Raw genomic sequence first — 23,491 nt, 5'->3', positions numbered from 1 at the left:
AATGAGACATGAGGAAATTGCAAATTATAGACTTGCTTCACAAAAGCTTTTTAAAACAAATTCTAACTCGCCACAAGAAATAGTAAAGCATTTAGGGGCTATACAGGCGCAGGATTACTCGATGGCAAAATGGGCAATTGGTTCCCGTTGTAATGCGACGGAAAAAGAAATTGAAGAAGCTATTAATTCTGGTAAAATTATCCGGACTCATATCCTTAGGCCAACTTGGCATTTTGTTGCTGCGGATGATATTTATTGGATGCTGGATGTTTCCAGACCACAAGTTAAACGTCTTTTTACTTCATCAGCCAGACAACACGGCTATGATGAAAAGAAACTGGATCAAGTTAATTCGTCCATCGAAAAACTACTAACTGGAAACAATCATTTAACACGGGACGAAATAATGCAGGAGCTTAATATCAAAAAGGCTTCAGGTGACTTGTCTCCCGTTATAATAATGATGAATGCAGAATTAGAAGGTGTTGTGTGTAACGGCAAGATGAAAGGCAAACAAATTACATACGCTTTACTCGAAGAACGTGTTGAAAAACCCAAAACAACTTTTACAAAAGAAGAAGCATTGGCTAAATTAGCCAAACGTTATTTCGAAAGCCACGGTCCAGCTACTTTGCACGACTTTTCATGGTGGTCTGGTTTTCCGCCAACTACGGCTAAATTGGTGATTAATTCAATAGAATCGGAACTGAACTCGGTTGAAATTGATAATCAGAAGTATTGGTTTGGAGCCGATTTTTCTGACGAAGACAACTTTCGCGAAAGCTTACATTTTCTGCCTGCCTTTGATGAGATTTTGATTTCGTATAAAAATCGTGAGGCATCTATTATATTGGAACATCAGTCTAAAGCATTTACTAATAATGGCATTTTTAAACCCGTTATTCTCGAAAATGGTAAAGTCATCGGAATTTGGAAGCGAACCATCAAAAAAGATCATGCAAAAATAGAAACTCAGTTTTTTTCTGCTTTGGATGAAACTAAAAGAAATACTCTTTTTGAAGCAATTAAACCTTTTGAAAATTATCTGGAAACTAAAATTAGTATTGAATAATCACTAAGATTATCGAAAAATAAATACAAACTCCTTAAAAGTATTTTAGGTATAAGATATTGATATATAAATATTTATTATTGTTTTATCGGAAAAATATTTTTTGACCGGATAGCCAGTCTATGAAATAAAGCCACAATTGCTCTAGCTCAAACATTTATTATTGAGCATAAAAGTTTTCAATAGAGAGAAATAGGGATTATTCATGATTTGAAATTTTTCGGTAATATGATTGATATTGCATTTCCGATTGATTTATTACATTTACAAAAAATATAAATTATGGTATTAAGTAGATTCTGGTTAGTCATTTTTATTTCATCTATTGTCTTTATTGTTGTCAGTTTGTTTTCTGCCAATACCTATACCATTGATTATGTTTTGAACGGGAAAAAAGACGACCCAGTTCTTATATCCGAAAAGTATATTGAGCAAGTTCCTGCTTTTATCAAAGACAGTATCAAGAAAGCAACGGATCAAACCATGATTATAAATCGTGATACGCTAAATTCCGACACGACTTATGTTTATAAAAATAAAACCGTAAAAATCTTCAGCGGTGTTCAAAAATCGGATGGTTTATTGCCTACCTGCAAAAGCACATTAGTTGATTTGATTTTGCCACTTATTGCCTATTTGGCATTTTTCTGTGGATTGATGGAACTTTTAATCATTTCTGGAGCCTCTGGAAAATTGGCTAAATTATTGAGTCCCGTATTTGTTAAGGTGTTCCCAAGTATCCCAAAAGATCATCCGTCGATCTCCTACATGACTTTAAATTTTGCTGCCAATTTCTTAGGATTGGATTCTGCTGCGACGCCATTTGGATTAAAAGCCATGGAAAGTTTGCAGGAAATAAATCCCGAGAAAGACAAAGCGAGTGATGCACAAATTATGTTCATGTGTCTGCATGCTTCGGGTCTGACATTGATTGCAACTTCGATTATTGGTTATCGTGCTGCTGCAGGCGCAACAAATCCAGCCGATGTAATGCTGCCTTGTATTATTACTTCTTTCATTGGTACAATTGCCGCGTTTTTAATTGTTGGAATAAAGCAAAAAATTAATTTCAAGAGTGCTTCATTAGTTGTTGTACTGATGGGATTGATAGCTGCAATTATTGGCTTATTGATGTACGTAAACCACTTGGATTTAATCGGGAAAAACTATTTTACTTCAAATCTTTCGGCATTGATATTGGTTGGAATTATTGCTTTTACTTTGATATTTTCATTTATAAAAGAGAAAAAATTTACCGAGGCTAAAACCACGGTTTTTGAAGCCTTTGTAACAGGAGCTAATAATGGAATAAAAACAGGAGTTGTTATTTTTCCTTATGTTTTAGGGATGTTAGTGGCCATTTCTTTGTTTAGAAACAGTGGACTGTTTGAAATTATAAGTAACTGGATTGCTTTTGCTTTCTCGAATATGGGAGTAAGTAAAGAAATTACCGATGCTTTGCCAGTAGCGCTGCTTAGACCTTTTAGTTCTGCGGGATCAAGAGGATTTTTGATCGATTCGATGAACACATTTGGCGCCGATTCCATGACGGGAAGATTGAGCAGTATTTTTCAATGCAGTGCCGAGAGTACTTTTTATGTGATTGCGGTTTATTTTGGTTCTGTAAATATCAAAAATACCCGTTACGCATTAGGGACAATGCTTCTAGTTGATGTAATTTGTGTGATTACGGCAATTTTTGTAGCAAGCTGGTTTTTTTAGAATAAAATATGAATCGCCTAATTAGGAATATTAATTTATTTTTCATTCTTTTGAACGCTTTACAAATCTTTAAATAAATTAAAAAATGTCAAAATACACTAAATACATCGCCATAGGTTTGCTTATTTTATTCTTGGTTACTAGTTTATTAAGTTAAATCTTTGATCCGATTGATGAAAAAGGATTTTTTTTTCACTGCAAAATAACAGTTAATAAAAACTAAAAGCTGCAGGACTTATTTAAGTCCTGCAGCTTTTTTGTTTTAATGATGAGCCTACAAAATCATCTGTTTAGAAATTTTTAAGACAATCCTATTAACCTGTATACTTTCAAAAAAGTATATTTGTCGCCAATAACTATTAAAATTTATTTATGAAATATTCATTCCTTGCCATTATAGCTGTATTTTTTATGTCATGCAGTAATAGCGATTCGGAACAGCCCGTAGCGGTAGATTATACAGCTCAAAATGAAGCTGAAATTAAAGCATATGTTGTCGCAAACCAATTAGATGCTAAAAGAACAGACTCGGGTTTGTATTATGTAATTAATGAAGCAGGTACTGGTAAACAGCCCACGGCAACTTCAAACGTGACGGTGACTTACAAAGGTTACTTTACGAACAAAAGTGTTTTTGACCAAAATACGACCGGAATTTCATTCAATCTGCAGCAAGTAATAAAAGGATGGACAGAAGGAATTCCGTATTTTAAAGAAGGCGGAAGCGGTATTCTTTTGATACCAGCACATTTGGGTTATGGCAGTTATAGTACTAGCCGTATTCCCGGTGGTTCTGTTTTGATTTTTGATGTAAAACTACTTTCGGTTAATTAAATTGGAGTTTAAGCCAAGACCGATAAATGATATAAAAGCCTTGTTTTTAGCGAGGTTTTTTGTTTTTATAAATGCAAATTATACCAATAAAATCACCAAATAATCACCTTTAGCCCTGATCGAAACGGCATCCTTTGCTTTTTTTCTTTAAAAAAGCAAAGATATAGTGGAGAGCAGGAACCATATAACCAAAAATGCCGATGCCTCTGCTTCTAAAAACAGGCAATCAAACTTAAATTTTTTAATAATTTCTTTAAGGAACGTGATATAAATCAGTTATGATTCCTTGAACAATTCTTATATTTGGCATTCTTAAAAAAAACAAACTATGGACTTCATATACCAGGATCCTTATCCTATTTTAAAAGACGATACCCAATACCGTAAAATCACTTCCGATTTTGTAAAAGTTGAAAAACTTGGTGATAGAGAAATCTTGACTGTTGACCCAAAAGGTTTGGAACTTTTGGCACAGGAAGCTTTGAAAGATGTTTCTTTTATGTTGCGTACTTCGCATTTGGAGAAACTAAGAGCTATTCTTGATGATCCTGAAGCGACCGACAATGACAGATTTGTAGCATATAATTTATTACAAAATGCAGTTGTAGCTATCGACGGGGAATTACCTTCATGTCAAGACACCGGAACAGCGATTGTAATGGCCAAAAAAGGCGAAAATGTATATACGGGAGTTGATGATGCCGAATGGCTTTCAAAAGGGATTTTTAACACCTATCAGGAAAGAAACCTTCGTTATTCCCAAATTGTGCCAATCAGTATGTTTGAGGAGAAAAACTCGGGATCAAATCTTCCAGCCCAAATAGATATTTATGCCAAAAAAGGAGCTTCGTATGAGTTTTTGTTTTTAGCAAAAGGAGGAGGTTCTGCGAACAAAACCTATTTATACCAACAAACAAAATCATTGCTGAATGAAAAATCTTTGGATGCTTTCATTCGTGCCAAAATAATGGACTTAGGAACTTCTGCTTGTCCGCCGTATCACTTGGCTTTAGTGATTGGAGGAACTTCAGCTGAAGCGAATTTAGCCGCCGTTAAAAAAGCGTCTGCAGGATATTTTGACCATTTGCCAACAACTGGAAACATGGCAGGTCAAGCATTTCGAGACTTAGAGTGGGAAAAAAGAGTGCAGTTAATTTGTCAGCAGAGTGCTATTGGAGCGCAATTTGGAGGTAAATATTTCACTCATGATGTTCGTGTGATTCGGTTGCCACGTCATGCTGCTTCTTGTCCTGTTGGATTGGGAGTTTCCTGTTCTGCCGATAGAAACATAAAAGGTAAAATTACCAAAGACGGTATTTTTGTAGAACAATTGGAAGTAAATCCAAAACGTTTATTGCCTGAAACACCACCACATTTGGAAGCAGCAGTTGAGATTGATTTGAATCAACCAATGGCTGATATTCTTAAAAAATTGTCTCAATATCCAATCAAAACGCGTTTGAAATTAAACGGAACCTTGATTGTGGCTCGTGATATTGCTCACGCTAAAATCAAAGAATTATTGGATGCAGGCAAACCAATGCCGGAATACTTTAAAAATCACCCAATCTATTACGCTGGTCCTGCAAAAACTCCGGAAGGAATGGCTTCAGGAAGTTTTGGACCAACAACAGCAGGAAGAATGGACGTTTATGTAGAAGAGTTCCAAAAGAATGGCGGAAGCATGGTAATGCTTGCCAAAGGAAACAGAACCAAAGATGTGATGAATGCATGTAAAACTTACGGCGGATTCTATTTGGGTTCTATCGGAGGGCCAGCAGCAATCTTAGCTAAAGAAAATATCCTTTCGGTTGAGGTAGTTGATTTTGAAGAGTTAGGCATGGAAGCCGTTCGTAAAATCACTATCAAGGATTTCCCTGCTTTTATTATCACTGATGATAAAGGGAATGATTTCTTTGAGAATCTTTAGATAAACACAATTTTTATTATGTTATAAAGCCACAATTTCATTTGGATTGAAATTGTGGCTTTCTTGATTTAATGTTAACTTTTACTTTTTAATGAAGGTTTTGGTGATTTTTTGATTGCCGTCATTTAGTTCCAAAATATAAACTCCTGGGTTCAAATTGCCCGTATTGATACTGTTTTCAACTGTTTTTCCTGTAGCAATTTGTATTCCGGATGATGTTATAATTCTAAACGATAATCCTTTGTTTTCGGGATTGGTAATGTTTAAGATTGAATTGGTCGGGTTCGGAAAAATAGAATAAAAATTGGTATTGGTATTACTTTCGGAAGTATTTTCAATTGGAGACGCAAAAGTAATTAGGTTGCTTGCCCCAATGTTCACGGTGTAATCTTCTACTTCTCCAAAATAAAAAGATTCACAAGCAGTTGATGCTGAATTTCTCTTCATCGCTACTCTCATTCTTGTAGTGCCGGTTAAAGCCGTTGCTGGAACAGTAAAGGAGTATGAATTATTGGTACTGCTTTTTATTGATGTCGAAACTACTTTTTCTGAATTTTCAAAAGTGCCATTTTGATTAAAATCGATCCATACTCCCCAAAATTCTTTATATGAAGCTGATCTATAACCGATACTCAAAACAATTGTATTCGACCCATAAGGCAGATTCCCTGTTAGGTTGGTGAAATTACCATAACCGCTGTTGGCAGCTGTTGTGTTGACAATTCCTCCTATGCCCACATAATCAATGTATTCATAAGTAGAATTTGTTGCTTTGGAAGTGCAATATGTAAGATTATTTGCTGAAGTGGTTACTGTAACTGAATTGCTGTCACCTGATAAGTTGTCTTTCGCATCCTTTGCTTTGATCGTAAAGGTATAGGCTGTATTTGGGCTTAATCCAGTTACAGTATAGGTAGTGCCAGTTACGGTGTTTACCAAAATAGCACCATTATAAACATTATAACCTGTTACGGAAACATTATCGGTTGATGCGGTCCAAGACAAATTGGTGCTTGTGGCTGTAGTGCCACTGGCAGTCAATGCCGTTGGTGCGGATGGAGGAGTTGTGTCGGTTGCTAATGTGGTAATATTGGCTTCATTACTTGAATCCGATAAATTAGTCGCTGCATCTTTGGCTCTAACCGTGAAGGTGTAGGATGTACTTGGATTTAGTCCGGTTACTGCATAAGTTGTTCCAGAAACGGTCGTAACAAGGGTAGCTCCATTATACACATTGTAACCCGTAACTCCTACATTATCGGTGGAAGCAGTCCAAGATAAATTGGTGGAAATGTCCGTAGTTCCAGAAGCTGTTAAACTGGTTGGTGCAGTTGGAGCTGTTGTGTCTACTGGAGTTGGTAAGGTGGTTATGGATGCATCATTGCTAACAGCAGATAAATTGCCAGCAGCATCTTTTGTTTTTACTGTAAAAGTGTAGGCAGTTGATGCGATTAAACCTGTAACATTGTAAGTCGTTCCTGCAACAGTGGTTATTAAGTTAGCTCCATTGTACACATTGTAACCTGTTACGGCTACATTATCGGTTGAAGCAGTCCATGACAAATTAGTGGTGGTATCTGTAGTTCCCGATGCCACTAAATTTAGTGGTGTCGTAGGTGCGGTAGTGTCTGTTGGGCCAGTATAAGCATCGCCAACACCCACTGCATAAAAAGCATTTGTTGTAGCAATTACCTCTGCTGATCCTGCTCCATATAAATCGGTTGCTGCTTGAATCCCGTAGGTTCTGGCATTGGCATAAGTTGAATTGGCCGTTAGATAAATGCTTTCCAACCGATAGGTTATTTTTGCTGCTTTTTCGATAGTAATTCCAGTTACAGCATAGCTATTGCCTTTGTCATTTGTTCCTGATTTTCCCACTGACAAGATGTAAAACCAGTGATTCAAGACTCCACTATTGGTGTGAACACCACAATAATCATTGAAGCTGAAAGGGAAACCACAATTGGGATTTTTCCAATTGGTTCCACCATAAGTATCGGGTTGGCCTTCTGCTTTTGGATTACTCATGGATCGTAATGATAAATGCCCAGCTCTTCTTTCGATATCTTCACCTATTAACCATGTTGATTTGGAAGGAGCAGCATAGTATTCTATACAGGCACCCCAAATATCCGATAAAGCTTCGTTCATGGCGCCAGATTCTTTTTGATAAGCTAAATTGGCTGTTTTTTCGCAAATAGCATGACCAATTTCATGTGCTGCCACATCCAATGAGGTTAAGATATCAAAATTGGTTCCGCTTCCGTCTCCGTACGTCATTACGGATCCATCCCAAAATGCATTATCATAGGCATTATCATAATGCACATAACTTTTGATAGTCGCTCCGGCATTATCGTAACTATTTCGCCCATGTACAGTTGACCAATAATCATAAGTCTTTTCGGCTCCCCAATGCGCATCTAGAGCTCCGTTGTCTTTGTTGGTATTGTTATATTCGGTTGCGGTCCAGTTGTTATCGGCATCAGTGAAGTTTACGGCGTTGCTGTAATTGGTGCCTTTTTTCATATTGAAAGTGTTTATTCCGTTTCCTCTTGTGGCATCGGCCAATATATAGTTGGCTCCGCTTAAGGTTGTTTGTATGGTTTGTGAACCAGTATAACGAGTATCGGCATTGGCTGCAACGACCATTCTGTTTTGGTTTCTGGAAGTTGCTTCTCCTTTCCCATGGCTGTATTCCCCAAGATGTTTAATAGTAGCGTTATAAAACAGCGTTTCTCCTGTAATGGCATCTATGTAAATGTCGCCTCGACTTACTGGTTTTGTGGCATAAATATCAAATTTATAAGCTAAACGCAAAGGAGTGTCCTTTGTATTAGAATTGTCCCCATCCAAAATTGGAAGCCAAACTAACTCACCAATTGGTTTTTTATAGCTAAACATTTTGGCATCTTCCGGTACTTCCCAAAGGTATTTTTGAGCTCCTATTTGCTGTAATGCTTTTGCGAAAGCTTGATCTTGCGATAAAGTGGGAATGGAATTCAACATATCGGTTTTGTAGAATTCTCCGTTCATTGAGTTCAGTTTTCCTGCAGAAGAATGCAACGTGTAAGTGGCAAATTCTACTTTGATACCGTTATGGAATAATTGAAATTTTTCATGGGAAATACCTAATTTGTCAATTTCAGTTTTGATTTTTGCAAAATTTGAATTGCCTTTTATTCCCAATTGATCTTTGAAGAGTTGTTGGTAATCACTTATTTTATAAGTTGATTTACTCGTAAATGTTATCAAGGTGGGAATTCCTTTTTCGTTTGTGATTTTTTTTAATACATTTTTATCTCCTTCTTGAGCTAATAATGTGAATGTTGAAAAAGAAAAAATGATTAAGCAGAAAGCCTTTTGAAGTAATGTATTTTTCATGGAATTTATTATTAAATAATGAATAATCCGTTGTGAAAAATGGGGTAATCAAATTTAACTATATTTTTGAAATTTGAAGGAATGTTTTTAGTTATTTCATTAAATATTAGTTATTTACGTAAATTAACGTAGTCTTTTACTTCTGATTTGTGTTTTTTTGGCATAAAAAAAGCAACTCGATTGAGTTGCTTTTATAAATATGTTTCATTCTTTTATTTAAAATTGAAACCAAAGATAGCACCTAGACCAAATTGATAAGAATAGGCATAATCCTGTACGGCAACTGGTCCCCAATATCCCCAATATGTATCTGTTCCAGCAGGAGCAACCGTTGATATAAGATTTGCTTGAAGACTAATAGAAAGTATAGAAGCTGTTTTGATTTTTACACCTCCTTTGATTTCCCATGCGAAGTTGGTGTCGCTTCCGCCAGAAGGACCTTCGGTAATAGCCATACCAAGACCTCCTCCTAAATAAGGAACTGCATTATTACCATTGTCAAAATAATGATTACCCCCAATTAAGATATAATTGAATGCACCATCTCCATCTACATCACCTCCAGCAAGAGGAACATCAATTTTCATTGAAGTGTCAAGCCTTAGATATTTAAGTTCTATAGACGATGATTTTTGAGGAAAAAATTCCAAGCCGGCACCATACGTAATACCATCTCCAATTTTAATGTCTCCATAATCAAAGTTAACGTTGTTTGAAAATGTATAACTTCCGTGAACATCTAGTACAATATCTCCTCTATCTTGAGCCATCATACCTGCTGAAAATAAAAGAGCTATTAATAATAATCTGTAATTTTTCATAATTTTTTGTTTTGTTTGTTTTTAACAAATATAAATAAAAAATCAAAAATATTACAAATTAAGTGTTAAATCAATTGTAACTAAATAAAGAAATTCTTTCATCTGGTAGATAGTTATAATCGATTTGAAGTTTTTAAATTTTAGGAATAAAAAATAACTCGTAAGAATTTTTTTAATCAGATGAATAATTAATCGATTATCATTTCTGGAATTTCACCGTCGATGATTAAATTGGCTTCTGTGGAGGCTATGATGTGTTCTACCGTAACTCCAGGTGCTCTTTCCAGCAGTTTAAAACCTTTTGGTGTGATTTCTAAGACTGCCAATTCAGTGACTACTTTTTTCACGCAACCGACACCAGTTAATGGCAAGGTGCATTTTTTTAATATTTTGGATTCTCCAGCCTTATTGACGTGCATCATTGCCACGATAATATTCTCGGCAGATGCCACAAGATCCATCGCGCCACCCATACCTTTGACCATTTTTCCGGGGATTTTCCAGTTGGCAATATCTCCATTTTCCGAAACTTCCATCGCGCCCAGAATGGTCAAATCGACATGCTGTCCGCGAATCATTCCGAAGCTGGTGGCGGAGTCAAAAAATGAGGCTCCCGGCAAAGTGGTGATGGTTTGTTTTCCCGCATTGATGATATCGGCATCTTCATCGCCTTCAAAAGGGAAGGGACCCATGCCTAGAACGCCATTTTCGCTTTGAAATTCGACGTCAATTCCTTTTGGAATATAGTTGGCCACCAAAGTGGGAATTCCGATGCCTAGATTGACGAAATAACGGTCTTTTAATTCTTGTGCAATTCGTTTTGCAATTCCTATTTTATCTAATGCCATGTGTTTTTTATGTTTTAAAATCTAAAAAGCGAAATAATCTAAAAAATTAATATTCAAGTATTATCTGCTCTCTAAAGATTCTATATTCTTTACTCTATTTTCTAATTTCTGCAATCTGCGTTTTGCAATCTAAGATCTATTCTCTTTTTCTGGTTGTACGTTGCTCAATTCTTTTCTCGTACTTTTCTCCTTGAAAAATTCGTTGCACTAAAATCCCTGAAATATGAATTTGGTTGGGGTCTAATGTTCCGGCTTCGACCAATTCTTCTACTTCGGCTACGGTGATTTTGGCAGCACCGCACATGCACGGGTTGAAGTTTCTGGCTGTTCCTTTGAAGATTAGGTTTCCAGCAGTATCGCCTTTCCAAGCTTTAACGATCGCAAAATCGGCTTTGAAGGCGTGTTCCATAATGTGCATTTTACCATTGAATTCACGAACTTCTTTTCCTTCGGCTACTTCGGTTCCATAACCGGCGGGTGTAAAAAAGGCTGGAATACCAGCTTGTGCCGCGCGACATCTTTCTGCCAAAGTTCCTTGTGGGATGAGGTCTACCTCCAATTCACCGGAAAGCATTTGACGCTCGAATTCGGCATTTTCACCCACGTAGGAAGAAATCATCTTTTTGATTTGTTTTTTTTGCAAAAGCAAACCAAGTCCAAAATCATCTACTCCCGCATTATTCGAAATGCAGGTTAGGTTTGTTGTTTCTTTTTGAACCAATTCGGCAATAGAGTTTTCGGGTATGCCACACAATCCGAAACCACCAAGCATAAGGGTCATTCCGTTTTCTATTCCTTGCAGTGCTTCTTGAACGGTATTTACTTTTTTGTTAATCATAATAATTCTTTTATAACTATATCGATTTCGTTTTTTATTTTTTAAAATTACAACATTTCGGTTTTCTGTGAAGTATTATTATTTAATGGATTAAAAAATGAACCTCAATTGAAGAAAACGAATTTATAAAGCAAATCTAATAAAATAATCGCATTAATTTGGTTTCAAAAATTTTATATAATATGGATAAACAAAAAGAACCATTTTAGATTGTCTAAAATGGTTCTTTGAACAGTATTATGTGTCTGTTATGCTTCTTTTTACAATGAAAATTCTTCGGTATCTTGTTCCGGAGTTGCAGTGGTGTCTTGTACAACTGCTGCCCTTGGAACATAACAATCCACTTTGATGGAAAGGTTTTTTGGTCTTTCGAAGGATTCTTTGGATATGGTTAAGGCTTTGTCGTCATAACATTTATTCATAAAATACCCCCAGATAGGTAATGCCATTGCAGCTCCCTGTCCATACGTAAGGCTTTTGAAATGCGCCGAACGATCCTCGCATCCTACCCAAACACCCGTTACTAGGTTGGGTACCATTCCCATAAACCAACCATCGGATTGATTTTGTGAAGTTCCCGTTTTTCCGGCAATCGGATTGGTAAACATATATGGATATCCTGTCCAGCGCTTGTCTCCATTACCGCCACCTTGAGTTCTCAATCTGGCTCCAGAACCACTTTCGGTTACTCCTTCCAACAATTTAATGATGGCAAATGCGATGTCTTTGTTCAAAACATCATGGGACTCCGGAATCGGTTCGTAGATTACTTCACCACTTTTGTTTTCGATTTTGGACAAGAACTGTGGTTTGGTATATACGCCTTGATTAGCAAATGTGCTGAAAGCAGCTACCATATCTTCTACGGTAATTTCCACAGCTCCCAAAGCGATGGAAGGTTGAGTAACGATTTCGGATTTTACACCCAATTTATGAGTCAGTTCAATTACTGCTTCCGGGCTTACCTTGTCGATTAATTTAGCTGATACCGTATTGATGGAATAGGCCAATGCCTGTTTTAAAGTTACCATTCCGCGGTAGTTATTGTCTGAATTTCTAGGTTCCCAATCTTCGGTTACGTGATGACGTCCTTTGCGAATAATAAACGGGCCGTCTAATATGGAATCACAAGGAGACATATTTAATTGTTCTATCGCTGTTGCATACACAAAAGGCTTGAAGGTAGAACCGACCTGTCTGGCTCCTTGTCCTACGTGATCGTACTGGAAATATTTGTAATTGATACCACCAACCCAAACTTTTATATTACCCGTTTGAGGTTCCATGGACATCACTCCCGCTTGTAAAAAGTGTTTGTAATAACGGATGGAATCCATTGGTGTCATGATGGTGTCTCTTTCTCCTTTCCAGGTGAAAACCGTCATTTTTGTTTTTTCATTAAAGGATTTTATGATCTCTTCGTCACTTTTGTCCTGATCTTTCAAAATAGCCCATCTACTGGACGATTTCATGGCCTGATTGATAATACGTTGCGTTTCTGCTTCTGAAATGTTTATGAAAGGAGCATTTTTATTGTCTTTGTTTTGAATAAAAAACTCTTCTTGCATATTGGCCATGTGGGCAGCTACAGCTTCCTCGGCATAAGCCTGCATTCTTGAATCAATTGTGGTGTAGATTTTAAGACCATCTTTGTAAATGTCATAATCGGAACCATCGGGCTTTTTGTTTTCTTCCACCCATTTCTTCATGTAATCACGGAGGTATTCTCTAAAATAAGTGGCAGTTCCTTCTCTATGACTTTCCAATTTGAAATTAAGAGTAATAGGCAAACTTTGTAAGTGTGTTTTTTGGTCTTCAGTAATGAGATTTGCTTTTTCCATTTGCAAAAGCACCACATTTCTTCGATTTTTTACTCCAACTGGATTTTTAACAGGATTATAAAGTCCGGAGTTTTTGAACATCCCTACTAAAATAGCAGACTCGTCAATGGTTAAATCTTTTGGTTCTTTAGAGAAATAAGTTTTTGCAGCAGAACTAACCCCCACAGAATAATTACCAAAGTCATACACATTGCAGTACATTGCAATGATTTCGTTTTTGGTATATTGTCTTTCCAAACGAATGGCGATAATCCATTCTTTCATTTTTTGCACTATACGGAAAGGCAAAAATTTCGAACCTTCTCCGTGAAATAATTGTTTGGCAAGTTGTTGGGTCAATGTACTGGCTCCTCCGCTGGTTCCCAAACTGGCAATGGCTCTCAGGGTTCCTCTACCGTCGATTCCGGAATGCTCGTAAAAACGGGCATCTTCGGTAGCTATCAAGGCTTGTACAAGATTCTTTGGCAAATCTGAATATTTTAATGCAGATCGGTTTTCTTTAAAATATTTACCTATAACTACGCCGTCAGAGGAGATAATTTCGGTCGCGAGATTGGAGTCCGGATTTTCAAGATCTTCAAAGGAAGGCATGGATCCAAATAAACCCCATGAGGCAAACAGGAAAAATAAAGCAATGATTCCCAATCCATAAAAGTAAAATTTCCAAAATTGTTTGGAATAATATTTAACATCTTTAACGACGCCTTTTGCCTGAGTGTTACTTTTTTTAATAGCCATAATCGTATTCTATTCTTTGTTTTCTATTCTAAAACCCACTTCGGTAATTCCATCCAAAAAAGTAACGCCAGGTACTTTTCCGTTTTCTCTTACTGCTTGTTTGATATGTACTTTGTATTTTCCTCTAAAACGGACATTTTCCTTGTAATAGAGTTTACTTTCTTTGATATCCGTAAAGCCATCACCCAATAATGTTCCGTCAGGTTCCGCCATCTGGTATTCCAAAGTATCAACTTTGGTATAGCCATTTGGGCTTTCCAAAGACACAATCAGAAAGAGATTATTGTATTTGTAATTGTCGTTGTCTCTTAAATTTACGAACAAATTATATCTTTTTGTGGAATCCAAAACAGGTAAGTCAAAAGTGACGATGCTGTCTTTGTGCCAAGCGCTTCCCACGGATTTATACTCATCAAAAACCCTTTTTTTATCACATGAAAAAAAGAGTACTGCTGCAAAAAACAGTAAAAGACTATTCTTTATTCTCATTTTTTTTAATAATTATTGGTTTTCTCGGCTGTTCTGGGGTGTTTTCGGCAGAAGCAGGTCGATTGGTGTTGGGTTTCTTACGATTGTTTTTCTTGCGATTTCTATTTCCGTTAGGGTTTTCCTTAGTTGGATTTTCTTTGTTAGCAACGTTTGGGTTTGCGTTACTTGGCGGATTATTTTTTTGAATAGCTGCTGGTTTGTTGGCATTGTTAGGTACAATCACATTTTCACCGGCAACTCTAGGTTTTTTGTTTGGTTTTTTCTTTCTTTTAGGTTGGTCAAATCGCGTTAAACTTTCTTGCCCCATTGCATTGTTGAAATTTTGTTCTGGTTCTGCAACTACTTCAACAGCATAATCTTCCAATGAAGAAACTTTATTTTTTAGTTTGTTTTCGGCAATAATTTCTTTGACCTGGTCAATTTTTAGGATATGCCAGTTGGCAAAATTATTGGTGTAGGCAAACCACATCAATCCTTTGAAAATATCTTGTTTTTGACAAATAGCATCTCCTTTTTCTGTAACCAACTTGGTGTCAAACTCAGGAAAATCTTTTAAGGCATCCATGTAAGTGTCCAGTTCGTAATTCAAACAGCACTTTAGTTTTCCGCATTGACCAGCCAGTTTTTGTGGATTTAAAGACAGTTGTTGGTAACGAGCTGCCGAAGTGTTTACACTTCTAAAATCCGTTAGCCAAGTAGAACAACACAATTCTCTACCGCAAGATCCAATTCCTCCCAAACGAGCAGCTTCTTGACGGAAACCAACTTGTTTCATCTCAACTCTTGTGCTAAATTCTTTAGCAAAGTCTTTGATTAAAAGTCTAAAATCGACTCTGTCATTGGCTGTGTAATAGAAAGTGGCTTTGGAACCGTCACCTTGAAATTCAATGTCCGAAATTTTCATTTCCAGTTTTTGTGCAATCGCCAATTCACGTGCACGAACTTTCATAGGTTCTTCTTTGTTTCGGGCTGTAGTCCAAATATCGATATCTTTTTGGGTAGCTTTTCTGTACACTTTTGGCACTTCATTGCTTGTTGGATTGACCCCTTTTTTCTTCATTTGAATTTTTACCAATTCTCCTGTAAGTGTCACAATTCCAATATCATGTCCTGGCGAAGCGACAGTAGCCACTATATCACCCATACTCAAAGTTAAATTCTCGGTATTGCGGTAAAATTCTTTTCTACCGTTTTTAAAACGGACTTCCACACAGTCAAAAGGAGCTTCACCATTGGGCAAACTCATGTTTGAAAGCCAATCAAAAACCGTTAATTTATTGCAGCTATCGGTGCCGCAAGTCCCATTATTTTTACAACCCTTTGGTGCACCACCGTCTGAAGTTGAACAACTTGTACATGCCATAATGCTATATGTAGTATTGCTATAAAAGCAATTTAAGTTCGTATTACGTTTAATGGGTAAAGATACTATTTTTTTGGTTTATGTTACAAGGGGTAAAAAAGGCAAAAAATCATAAAGTTATACTAAAGCTATGCAATGATTATAATATGAAAAAAAATACGGTTTTTATGTAGATGTTTTTATAAGGTTGATGGGTCAAAATTGAAAGAATTTGTAATAATTAGTTATAAAAGTTTAGTTTTTGATTTTTGAAGGATAAGTTGTTCATTTATATTCTAAATAACCGATAATAAGCTATTTATGACGATAAAAAGCACAATGTATTTTATAATTTAACACTTAAAAAATTATCTTTATAGTATTCTTTTCGAGGTGGTTATCCTCTTTTATAAATTAATAAATTTAGTTATGATTAAAAAAATCGTTTTATCATCTCTGGTGACAGTGTTACTTTCATACTATGGTTATGGACAGCAACCCACTTTTAAAGGCGATGTCAAATTGGATGTTCGGGACTCCAAAGCAGATTGGGCTCCTTACATTCGTAAAAAAGCGCCTGAAGGTTCACCCAATATCCTATTCATTCTTTATGATGATACGGGTCTGGCTGCTTGGTCTCCCTATGGAGGAAGAATAAATATGCCTACAATGGACAAACTAGCCGCGGACGGATTGACCTATACCCAATGGCAAACTGTTGCGCTTTGTTCGCCAACTCGTTCTTGTATTAATACTGGACGTAATCATAACCTTAACGGTATGGGAGCAATTACAGAAGGGGCGAATGGATTTCCGGGTTACAGTTGTCAGTTGCCTGCACAAGCTGCTACTATGGCCCAAATATTAAATGATAACGGTTGGAGTACCTTTTGGTTAGGAAAAGACCATAATGTTCCAGAAACCGATCTTTCGGCAGGAGCGAATAAAAGCCAATGGCCGCTGCAACAGGGTTATGACCGTTTTTATGGTTTTATTGGTGGTGAAACCAACCAGTTTTACCCTGATTTAACCGAAGACAATCACGCGATTGAAGCGCCTTATGGTCCAGAAAAAGGATACCATTTGTCTAAAGATTTGGCGGATCAAGCCATCAAAATGATTGGTGATCAAAAATCGGCTAATCCGTCTAAACCTTGGTTTATGTGGTATTGTCCTGGAGCCAATCACGCACCGCATCAAGCACCAAAAGAGTATATTGCTAAATACAAAGGTAAATTTGATGATGGGTATGATGCGTATCGCAAATGGGTGTTGCCTCGTATGATTGAAAAAGGCATTATGCCAAAAGGTACAAAACTTACAGAATGGAACCCAATGCCTGCAGATCAGGCAAACCCAGCAGATGCAGTGCGCCCTTGGGAATCACTCAGTGCCGACGAAAAGAAATTATTCTCCCGTTTGTGCGAAGTATATGCCGCATTCTCTGAATATACCGATGTTGAAATTGGACGTGTAGTTGATTATCTGAAAAAAACAGGCCAATATGAAAATACCGTAATTATGTACGCTTCCGATAACGGGGCTTCAGGAGAAGGAACGCCAAACGGTTCGGTAAATGAAAATAAATTCTTCAATGGTTTCCCTGATGATTTAGCCGAAAACATGAAGTTGATAGATGAGTTGGGTGGTCCAAATACTTATGAGCATTATCCAACAGGATGGGCTGCAGCTCTTTCTACCCCTTTTAAAATGTTCAAGCGTTATTCAAATTATGCGGGTGGTACGGATTGTCCATTGACCATCACTTGGCCGAAAGGAATTAAAGCTCGTGGAGAAGTTCGTAATCAGTACCACCATGCGGTAGATATTGTTCCAACTATTCTTGAAATTTGTGGACTTGAAATGCCAAAGGTTTACAAAGGAGTTGAACAATATCCTTTATCTGGAGTTTCTATGAAATATTCATTTGATGCAAAACCAAATGACCCTACTCAAAAACATGTACAGTATTTTACCATGTTAGGAACCCGAGCCATTTGGCAGGATGGTTGGAAAGCAGTTGCTGTACACGCCCCACTTACAGACAAAGGAAAATTTGATCAAGATAGATGGGAATTGTATCACGTAGATGCAGATCGTTCGGAATCTGTGGATTTGGCAAAGAAAAATCCTGAAAAATTAGAATCTTTAAAGAAATTATATGATGAAGAAGCTAAGAAAAATAATGCTTACCCATTAGATGACCGTACTGCAACACAAATTTTGACTATTGAGCGCCCTGAGGAAGAAGCCAAAAAAGATAGTTACACCTATTATCCTCATACAAGTCAGGTTCCAGAAGCAGTAGCTGTTAATATTAGAGGGAAATCATATAAAATTGTAGCTAATGTCGAAATAACTGATACCAATGCTGCGGGAGTAATTTTTGCTCATGGTTCCCGTTTTGGAGGTCACAGTTTATTTATCAAAGATCATAAATTGTATTATGTTTATAATTTTCTTGGTATTTCAGAACAACAATTGGTTTCTGCTGAGCCTTTAAAACCAGGAAAATATATTTTTGGAATGGAATTTACCAAAGAAAAAGCCGGTGAACACCACGAATCAATTGGAACTGCAAAATTGTATATCAATGACAAGCAGATTTCAACAGGTTCAATGAAAGCTCAGGTAGGTAAATTTACTCTTGTGGGAGATGGTCTTTGTGTAGGTTATGATAGTGGAGATCCAGTAAGTAAACAATATACATCATCAACAAGTGAATTCGAAGGAGGAACTATTTCTTTTGTGACGGTGAATACAGGAAAAGAACAATATCTTGATTTGGAAAGAGAAGCTGCTAGAGCTTTCAGTAAGGAATAAAGTAAATCTTTTATAATTTAAAAAACCTATTCAGTTGCAATGCTGGATAGGTTTTTTGTTTATAAAGTGAAATGAAACAATTTCTAAGTTTCCTTCACCGTAATAATTTTCACCGGACAGGCTTTTGCCGCCAGTTCACAGCTTTCGGCTATGGTGTGGTCGGGTGATTTCAAAGTGTAAAAACCTTTGGCGTTTACACTTTTGATCAATACCGATTTTCCGTCTTTTTTGGACATCTGAAAATGAACGGGTGCCATTTCCACACAATAGTTGCAGCCAATGCATTTGTCTCTCTGCAGCGTTACAATAACCATCAGGTTTCCACTATTTTATATAATTTGTCGGACATGCGAATTCTGAAAGGCAGTTTCAAAGTGCAATCGTCACCTTTTGTGGCTTTTTCAGAGGCTACATCATTCACGTACATTTGTTCGATAATCATTTCCTGCGCTCCTGTGCTTGGTCCGGTCACTAATATTTTGTCACCAACTTTAATGTCGTAAGCTTCGATTTTGAATTGACCAATTTCGGCTTTTGGGAAAAAATGGGTTCCTTTCCCCACATAGACTTTTTTCTGCGTCGCCATCGATCCCGAAACATCGCTCCATTCTCCCAATTCCTGACCAAGATAATAACCTGACCAAAACCCGCGGTTGTAAACGGTATTTAAGGTTTCCATCCAAACGGTGATTTTTTCTTTGGTGAAAGTGCCTTCGTAATAACTGTCAATCGCTTCACGATACGTTTTTATTACAGTGGCAACATATTCCGGTGCGCGTCCTCGGCCTTCAATTTTCAAAACTTGAATACCAGAATCAATCACTTGATCCAGAAAATCAAGCGTGCATAAATCTTTTGGGGACATCATGTATTCGTTGTCTAATTCGATTTCAAAACCAGTTTCTTGGTCGATAACGGTGTATTTTTTGCGACAATTTTGTTTGCACGCACCACGATTAGCCGAGGAATTATTCGAATGCAGACTCAAATAGCATTTTCCCGAAACCGCCATGCACAATGCGCCGTGACCAAAGATTTCGATTTCTACCAATTTACCGTTTGGCCCCTTGATTTGTTCTTTTTCAATCTGTTCGGTGATTTTTTTTACTTGACGTAAGCTCAATTCACGGCTCAAAACCATAGTGTCCGCAAATAAACTGTAGAATTTGATGGTTTCGATATTGGTAACGTTAAGCTGGGTCGAAATATGAACTTCCATTCCAATTCCTCTCGCCATCGAAATTACAGCTTGATCGGAAGCGATAACTGCGGTGATGTTGGCTTCTTTGGCTTTGTTCAACAATGTTTTTACAACCGATAAGTCGTGGTCGTAAATGATGGTGTTTAATGTCAAATAACTTCTAACGTTTTTGGCTTCGCAGCGACGGGCGATTTCCGGTAAATCATCCATCGTGAAATTTACCGTGGCACGGGCGCGCATATTCAATTGCTCTACGCCAAAATATACTGAATCGGCACCATTATCAAGCCCAGCCTGAAGCGACTCAAAGTTCCCTGCGGGAGCCATAAGTTCGATTTTGTTGTTTTTTGTCATGATAAATTATTCTAAAATCTTATATATTTTATCAGACAATCTGATTCTAAAGGGAACTTCAAAAGTAACTTTATCACCAATCTTAGCTGTTGCAGTTTCGGCTCCGTCAACAATCATTTTTTCTAAAACCAATTCCTGATTACCCGTTGTTGGTCCAGAAATTAAGATTTTATCACCACTATTTATTTCTTGATTTTCAACAGTAAATTGTCCCACTTGAGCTTTTACATAATAATGTTCCGCTTTTCCAAGAAGTACTTTTTTTACTTTTACTTTTTGGCGAATATCGGCAGGTTTTTGTTTCGCATGTTCGTTTACGCTCAGGTCACCGGAATGTTTGAATTTCAAGTTTTCAGATTTTCCTTTTCTAAAAACTTTGTTCCCAACTTGTTGTCCCGTTCTTAATCGCACCTGATCCACCAAAGGCAGGTGAATAATGTCAAGACATTCAGTAGAACAGCAGTTTTCCATTGCGCTTTTACATTCATCACATTGAATGAATAATAAATGGCATCCGTCATTCTCACAATTGGTATGGTTGTCACAGGGTTTTCCGCATTGGTGGCATTGCGAAACTATATCATCCGTAATTCTTTCGCCAAGACGATTATCGAAAACAAAATTCTTTCCGATAAACTTGCTTTCCAAGCCTTCTTCCTTGATTTGCTTCGCGTAATTGATGATTCCACCTTCCAATTGAAAAACATTTTTAAAACCCTGATGCTTAAAATAAGCACTTGCTTTTTCACAACGAATTCCTCCGGTGCAATACATAACCAGATTTTTATCTTCCTTATGGTTTTGAAGCTGTTTATTGATTATCGGTAAACTTTCTCTGAAAGTTTCGACATCCGGAGTGATAGCGTCTTTAAAATAGCCGACTTCACTTTCGTAGTGGTTTCTAAAATCGACTACAATCGTGTTTGGATCATCCAGAATTTCATTGAATTCCTTGGCTTTCAAGTGGACACCTATATTGGTTACATCAAATGTTTCGTCGTTCAGACCGTCAGCAACAATTTTGTGACGCACTTTGATAGTAAGTTTCAAAAATGAATGGTCATCATGTTCTACCGCTTCATTTAAACGGATGCCTTTCATGAAATCATAAACTTCAAGAGTTGTTCTAAAAGCTTCCAAATTTTCTTCTGGAATACTCATTTGAGCATTAATTCCTTCGGTTGCAACATAAATTCGGCCTAAAGCATCGAGCTTATTCCAGGCAATAAATAAATCGTCGCGAAATTGTTTGGGATCTTGAATTTTGGCATACGCATAGAAAGACAACGTAAGACGTTGTTTACCGGCATCATCAATCATGATGGCTCTTTCTTCTGCGCTTAAGGTGTTGTACAGTTGCATGCTATAAACAGTTTAAGTTGAGAAAAATATATGTTGATTTTTTATTTACGTACAATTAACGTATTTGAAATCGGGCGCAAAAGTAGTGAATTTTTACAGTTTTTCAGAGGATAATTAGCGGAATTTTGTGATTTAAAAATAATGATGTAAGATTTAGGGTTAACGATTTTTGATTTTGAAATCAAATATTGCTATTCCGCATTCATAAATCTCTTAGTCGCTTCAACCACCAAATCATCGACCGATACTGATCGGCTGATGTGACCCAAAAGCATTTCGAGCCCTTCGGCACGGAGACTGTCACGAACTTCAGCACGCGCTTCGGCAATTTTTAGGGAGATGTTTTTGGCTTCCAAATCGTTGAAAAGTTGTTTTAAAAAACGCGCTCCTGCAATATCGATGCGGGGAGAGGAATTTAAATCAAATATTACTGTTTTTATGGGATCGGGTTCGTTGTTGATTTTTTCCCAAAGCTGTTCTTTGATGTATTCAACATTGAAATACAAAATAGCCGATTCTATACGAACGATTAATAGTCCTTCAATCCTTTCATTGTCAGGATGCCTTTCTATGTCCGTATAGCGATTGGTTCCTGGAATTCTTCCCAAGAAAGCGACATTTGGGGTTGAGGTTGCTTTTATCAATAAAAGCAAAGTTACTATGGCGGCGAGCAAAACGCCAGTCAGTATTCCCCAGATAAGTACTGAGACAAGCGCAATCATGGCAACTCCAAATTCCTGTTTGTTTATTTTATAGAGATGCTTGAGTTCCTTTAGGTCAAAAAGTCCTCTGATGGCAACCAGCACAATGGATGCCAAAATTACCGTAGGCAAATTTTGAAGATGTCCTGTTAAAAACAATAGACAGACCGCAATTGTAACCGAGGCAAATACCAAGGATAACGGTGTTTTTGCCCCAGCGGTATCATTTACAGCAGACTGCGACAAGCCGCCTGCAACGGGATAGCCCTGTCCAAGCGCAACAGCTGCATTGGCCACTCCAAGTGCCAGCAGTTCCTGACGCGGGTCAATGAGGTATCCGTTTTTTTGTGCCAATGTTCTTCCCGCCGAAACACTTTCGATATAAGATAATAAAAAACAGGCCATAGCCAGTGGGAGCACTCCATCGACATCACTAATTCGCAGTGAGGGCAAATGAAATTCTGGCAAGCCTGTCGGTATGACACCAACTGTGTTGAAACCATGAAGTCCCAATGATGTTGCCGAAATAAGGACAATTGATAAAATCACTATAAAGATTGCAACAGGTCGTCCCGGCGCTTTTTTTTCGCCAACAATCAGGATGATAATGGCGACTATGCCAAAAACAAACACTGTGGTATTCATCTCGGGCAGTTGTTGAAAAAGGGTAATGATGCGTTCCAAAAAGTTATTACCTCCACCTTTTACGCCAAATAATTTGGGTAGTTGGGTTAAACCGATGGTTATGGCAGCACCGGCCTTGAATCCTACCAAAACGGTTTCGCTGATAAAATTGATGATGCTACTCAATCGTAAGAGATAGGCGAGTATTGCCATTCCTGCAAATACAAGGGCTGTGAGTGAGGCAATATCTGCCCAGCGTTGAACATCGCCGTTTGCCATATCAGCTATTGTGGTTCCAATCAATAAAGAAATTGCTGATGTTGGACCTATGGCAAGTTGCTTGCTGGTTCCTAACAGGGCATAAAATAACCCGCCAATGAGATAACCATAGATTCCGTATTCCGGAGGTAATCCAGCAAGTGTGGCATAGGCCAACGAAACAGGAATCCCGTAGGCAGCCAAAGTTATTCCAGCTACAAAGTCGCTTTTTAAGATTTTAGTGTTGTATGTTGCAATCCATTCCGCAGGTGGAAAAAGTTTGGAAATCATAGTTCAAATTTAAATAAA

At 37.4% G+C, this 23,491-nt stretch carries 16 protein-coding genes; 5 read left to right on the top strand and 11 right to left on the bottom strand.

The genetic code is table 11. From position 1 onward, the window contains the following. Position 1: 1 nt before the first annotated feature. The 4 genes from B0E44_RS07985 to B0E44_RS07970 all read left to right on the top strand — a co-directional run bounded on the left by B0E44_RS07985 (position 2) and on the right by B0E44_RS07970 (position 5,558). The gene (locus tag B0E44_RS07985; RefSeq protein WP_077372699.1) at positions 2 to 1,072 is read left to right on the top strand and encodes a winged helix DNA-binding domain-containing protein; all 1,071 of its coding nucleotides are present in this window, start codon (positions 2 to 4) and stop codon (positions 1,070 to 1,072) included. A 282-nt stretch (positions 1,073 to 1,354) separates the two neighbouring features. Further along, on the top strand, positions 1,355 to 2,794 hold the full coding sequence (locus tag B0E44_RS07980) for a nucleoside recognition domain-containing protein (protein ID WP_077372696.1): 1,440 nt from the start codon (positions 1,355 to 1,357) through the stop codon (positions 2,792 to 2,794). A gap of 372 nt (positions 2,795 to 3,166) precedes the next feature. Continuing rightward, positions 3,167 to 3,628, top strand: coding sequence for an FKBP-type peptidyl-prolyl cis-trans isomerase (locus B0E44_RS07975; protein WP_077372693.1), 462 nt, complete (start codon positions 3,167 to 3,169; stop codon positions 3,626 to 3,628). Positions 3,629 to 3,956: 328 nt separating this feature from the next. Next, on the top strand, positions 3,957 to 5,558 hold the full coding sequence (locus B0E44_RS07970) for a fumarate hydratase (RefSeq protein WP_077372690.1): 1,602 nt from the start codon (positions 3,957 to 3,959) through the stop codon (positions 5,556 to 5,558). Between the two features lie 81 nt (positions 5,559 to 5,639). On the opposite strand, the gene B0E44_RS07965 is transcribed toward B0E44_RS07970, so the two are convergent. The 7 genes from B0E44_RS07965 to B0E44_RS07935 form a co-directional block, all read right to left on the bottom strand. Then, positions 5,640 to 8,942, bottom strand: coding sequence for a M4 family metallopeptidase (locus B0E44_RS07965; RefSeq protein WP_077372687.1), 3,303 nt, complete (start codon positions 8,940 to 8,942; stop codon positions 5,640 to 5,642). Between the two features lie 212 nt (positions 8,943 to 9,154). Beyond that, the gene (locus B0E44_RS07960; RefSeq protein ID WP_077372684.1) at positions 9,155 to 9,763 is read right to left on the bottom strand and encodes an outer membrane beta-barrel protein; all 609 of its coding nucleotides are present in this window, start codon (positions 9,761 to 9,763) and stop codon (positions 9,155 to 9,157) included. Between the two features lie 188 nt (positions 9,764 to 9,951). Beyond that, positions 9,952 to 10,611, bottom strand: a complete 660-nt coding sequence (locus B0E44_RS07955) for a CoA transferase subunit B (protein WP_077372681.1) — start codon at positions 10,609 to 10,611, stop codon at positions 9,952 to 9,954. A gap of 136 nt (positions 10,612 to 10,747) precedes the next feature. Continuing rightward, positions 10,748 to 11,449, bottom strand: a complete 702-nt coding sequence (locus tag B0E44_RS07950; protein WP_077372678.1) for a CoA transferase subunit A — start codon at positions 11,447 to 11,449, stop codon at positions 10,748 to 10,750. Between the two features lie 260 nt (positions 11,450 to 11,709). Beyond that, entirely contained in the window at positions 11,710 to 14,028 is a 2,319-nt protein-coding gene (locus tag B0E44_RS07945; protein WP_077372673.1) for a penicillin-binding protein 1A, read from the bottom strand. A 9-nt stretch (positions 14,029 to 14,037) separates the two neighbouring features. Continuing rightward, positions 14,038 to 14,517, bottom strand: coding sequence for a gliding motility lipoprotein GldH (locus B0E44_RS07940; protein WP_077372670.1), 480 nt, complete (start codon positions 14,515 to 14,517; stop codon positions 14,038 to 14,040). Next, positions 14,501 to 15,880: a regulatory iron-sulfur-containing complex subunit RicT gene (locus tag B0E44_RS07935; RefSeq protein WP_077372667.1), complete on the bottom strand. Its 1,380-nt coding sequence runs from the start codon at positions 15,878 to 15,880 to the stop codon at positions 14,501 to 14,503. The genes B0E44_RS07940 and B0E44_RS07935 overlap by 17 nt, the downstream gene beginning before the upstream one ends. A 408-nt stretch (positions 15,881 to 16,288) precedes the next feature. On the opposite strand from B0E44_RS07935, the gene B0E44_RS07930 reads away from it, so the two are divergent. Next, positions 16,289 to 18,682, top strand: coding sequence for an arylsulfatase (locus tag B0E44_RS07930; protein ID WP_077372664.1), 2,394 nt, complete (start codon positions 16,289 to 16,291; stop codon positions 18,680 to 18,682). Positions 18,683 to 18,765: 83 nt separating this feature from the next. On the opposite strand, the gene B0E44_RS07925 is transcribed toward B0E44_RS07930, so the two are convergent. The 4 genes from B0E44_RS07925 to B0E44_RS07910 form a co-directional block, all read right to left on the bottom strand. Continuing rightward, positions 18,766 to 18,996 (bottom strand): ferredoxin, encoded by a 231-nt coding sequence (locus tag B0E44_RS07925; protein WP_077372661.1) that lies wholly within the window; start codon positions 18,994 to 18,996, stop codon positions 18,766 to 18,768. Continuing rightward, positions 18,996 to 20,237 (bottom strand): peptidase U32 family protein, encoded by a 1,242-nt coding sequence (locus B0E44_RS07920; protein ID WP_077372658.1) that lies wholly within the window; start codon positions 20,235 to 20,237, stop codon positions 18,996 to 18,998. The genes B0E44_RS07925 and B0E44_RS07920 overlap by 1 nt, the downstream gene beginning before the upstream one ends. 6 nt (positions 20,238 to 20,243) lie before the next feature. Continuing rightward, on the bottom strand, positions 20,244 to 21,599 hold the full coding sequence (locus B0E44_RS07915; RefSeq protein WP_077372655.1) for a rhodanese-related sulfurtransferase: 1,356 nt from the start codon (positions 21,597 to 21,599) through the stop codon (positions 20,244 to 20,246). A gap of 191 nt (positions 21,600 to 21,790) precedes the next feature. Beyond that, positions 21,791 to 23,473, bottom strand: a complete 1,683-nt coding sequence (locus B0E44_RS07910; protein ID WP_077372652.1) for a SulP family inorganic anion transporter — start codon at positions 23,471 to 23,473, stop codon at positions 21,791 to 21,793. Between the last annotated feature and the right edge of the window lie 18 nt (positions 23,474 to 23,491).

The organism is Flavobacterium sp. A45 (assembly GCF_002001005.1).
In the GTDB taxonomy this organism is placed as follows: Bacteria; Bacteroidota; Bacteroidia; order Flavobacteriales; family Flavobacteriaceae; genus Flavobacterium.
Note: the sequence above shows the minus strand (reverse complement) of the source record. Positions and strands in the feature narration are given on the sequence as shown.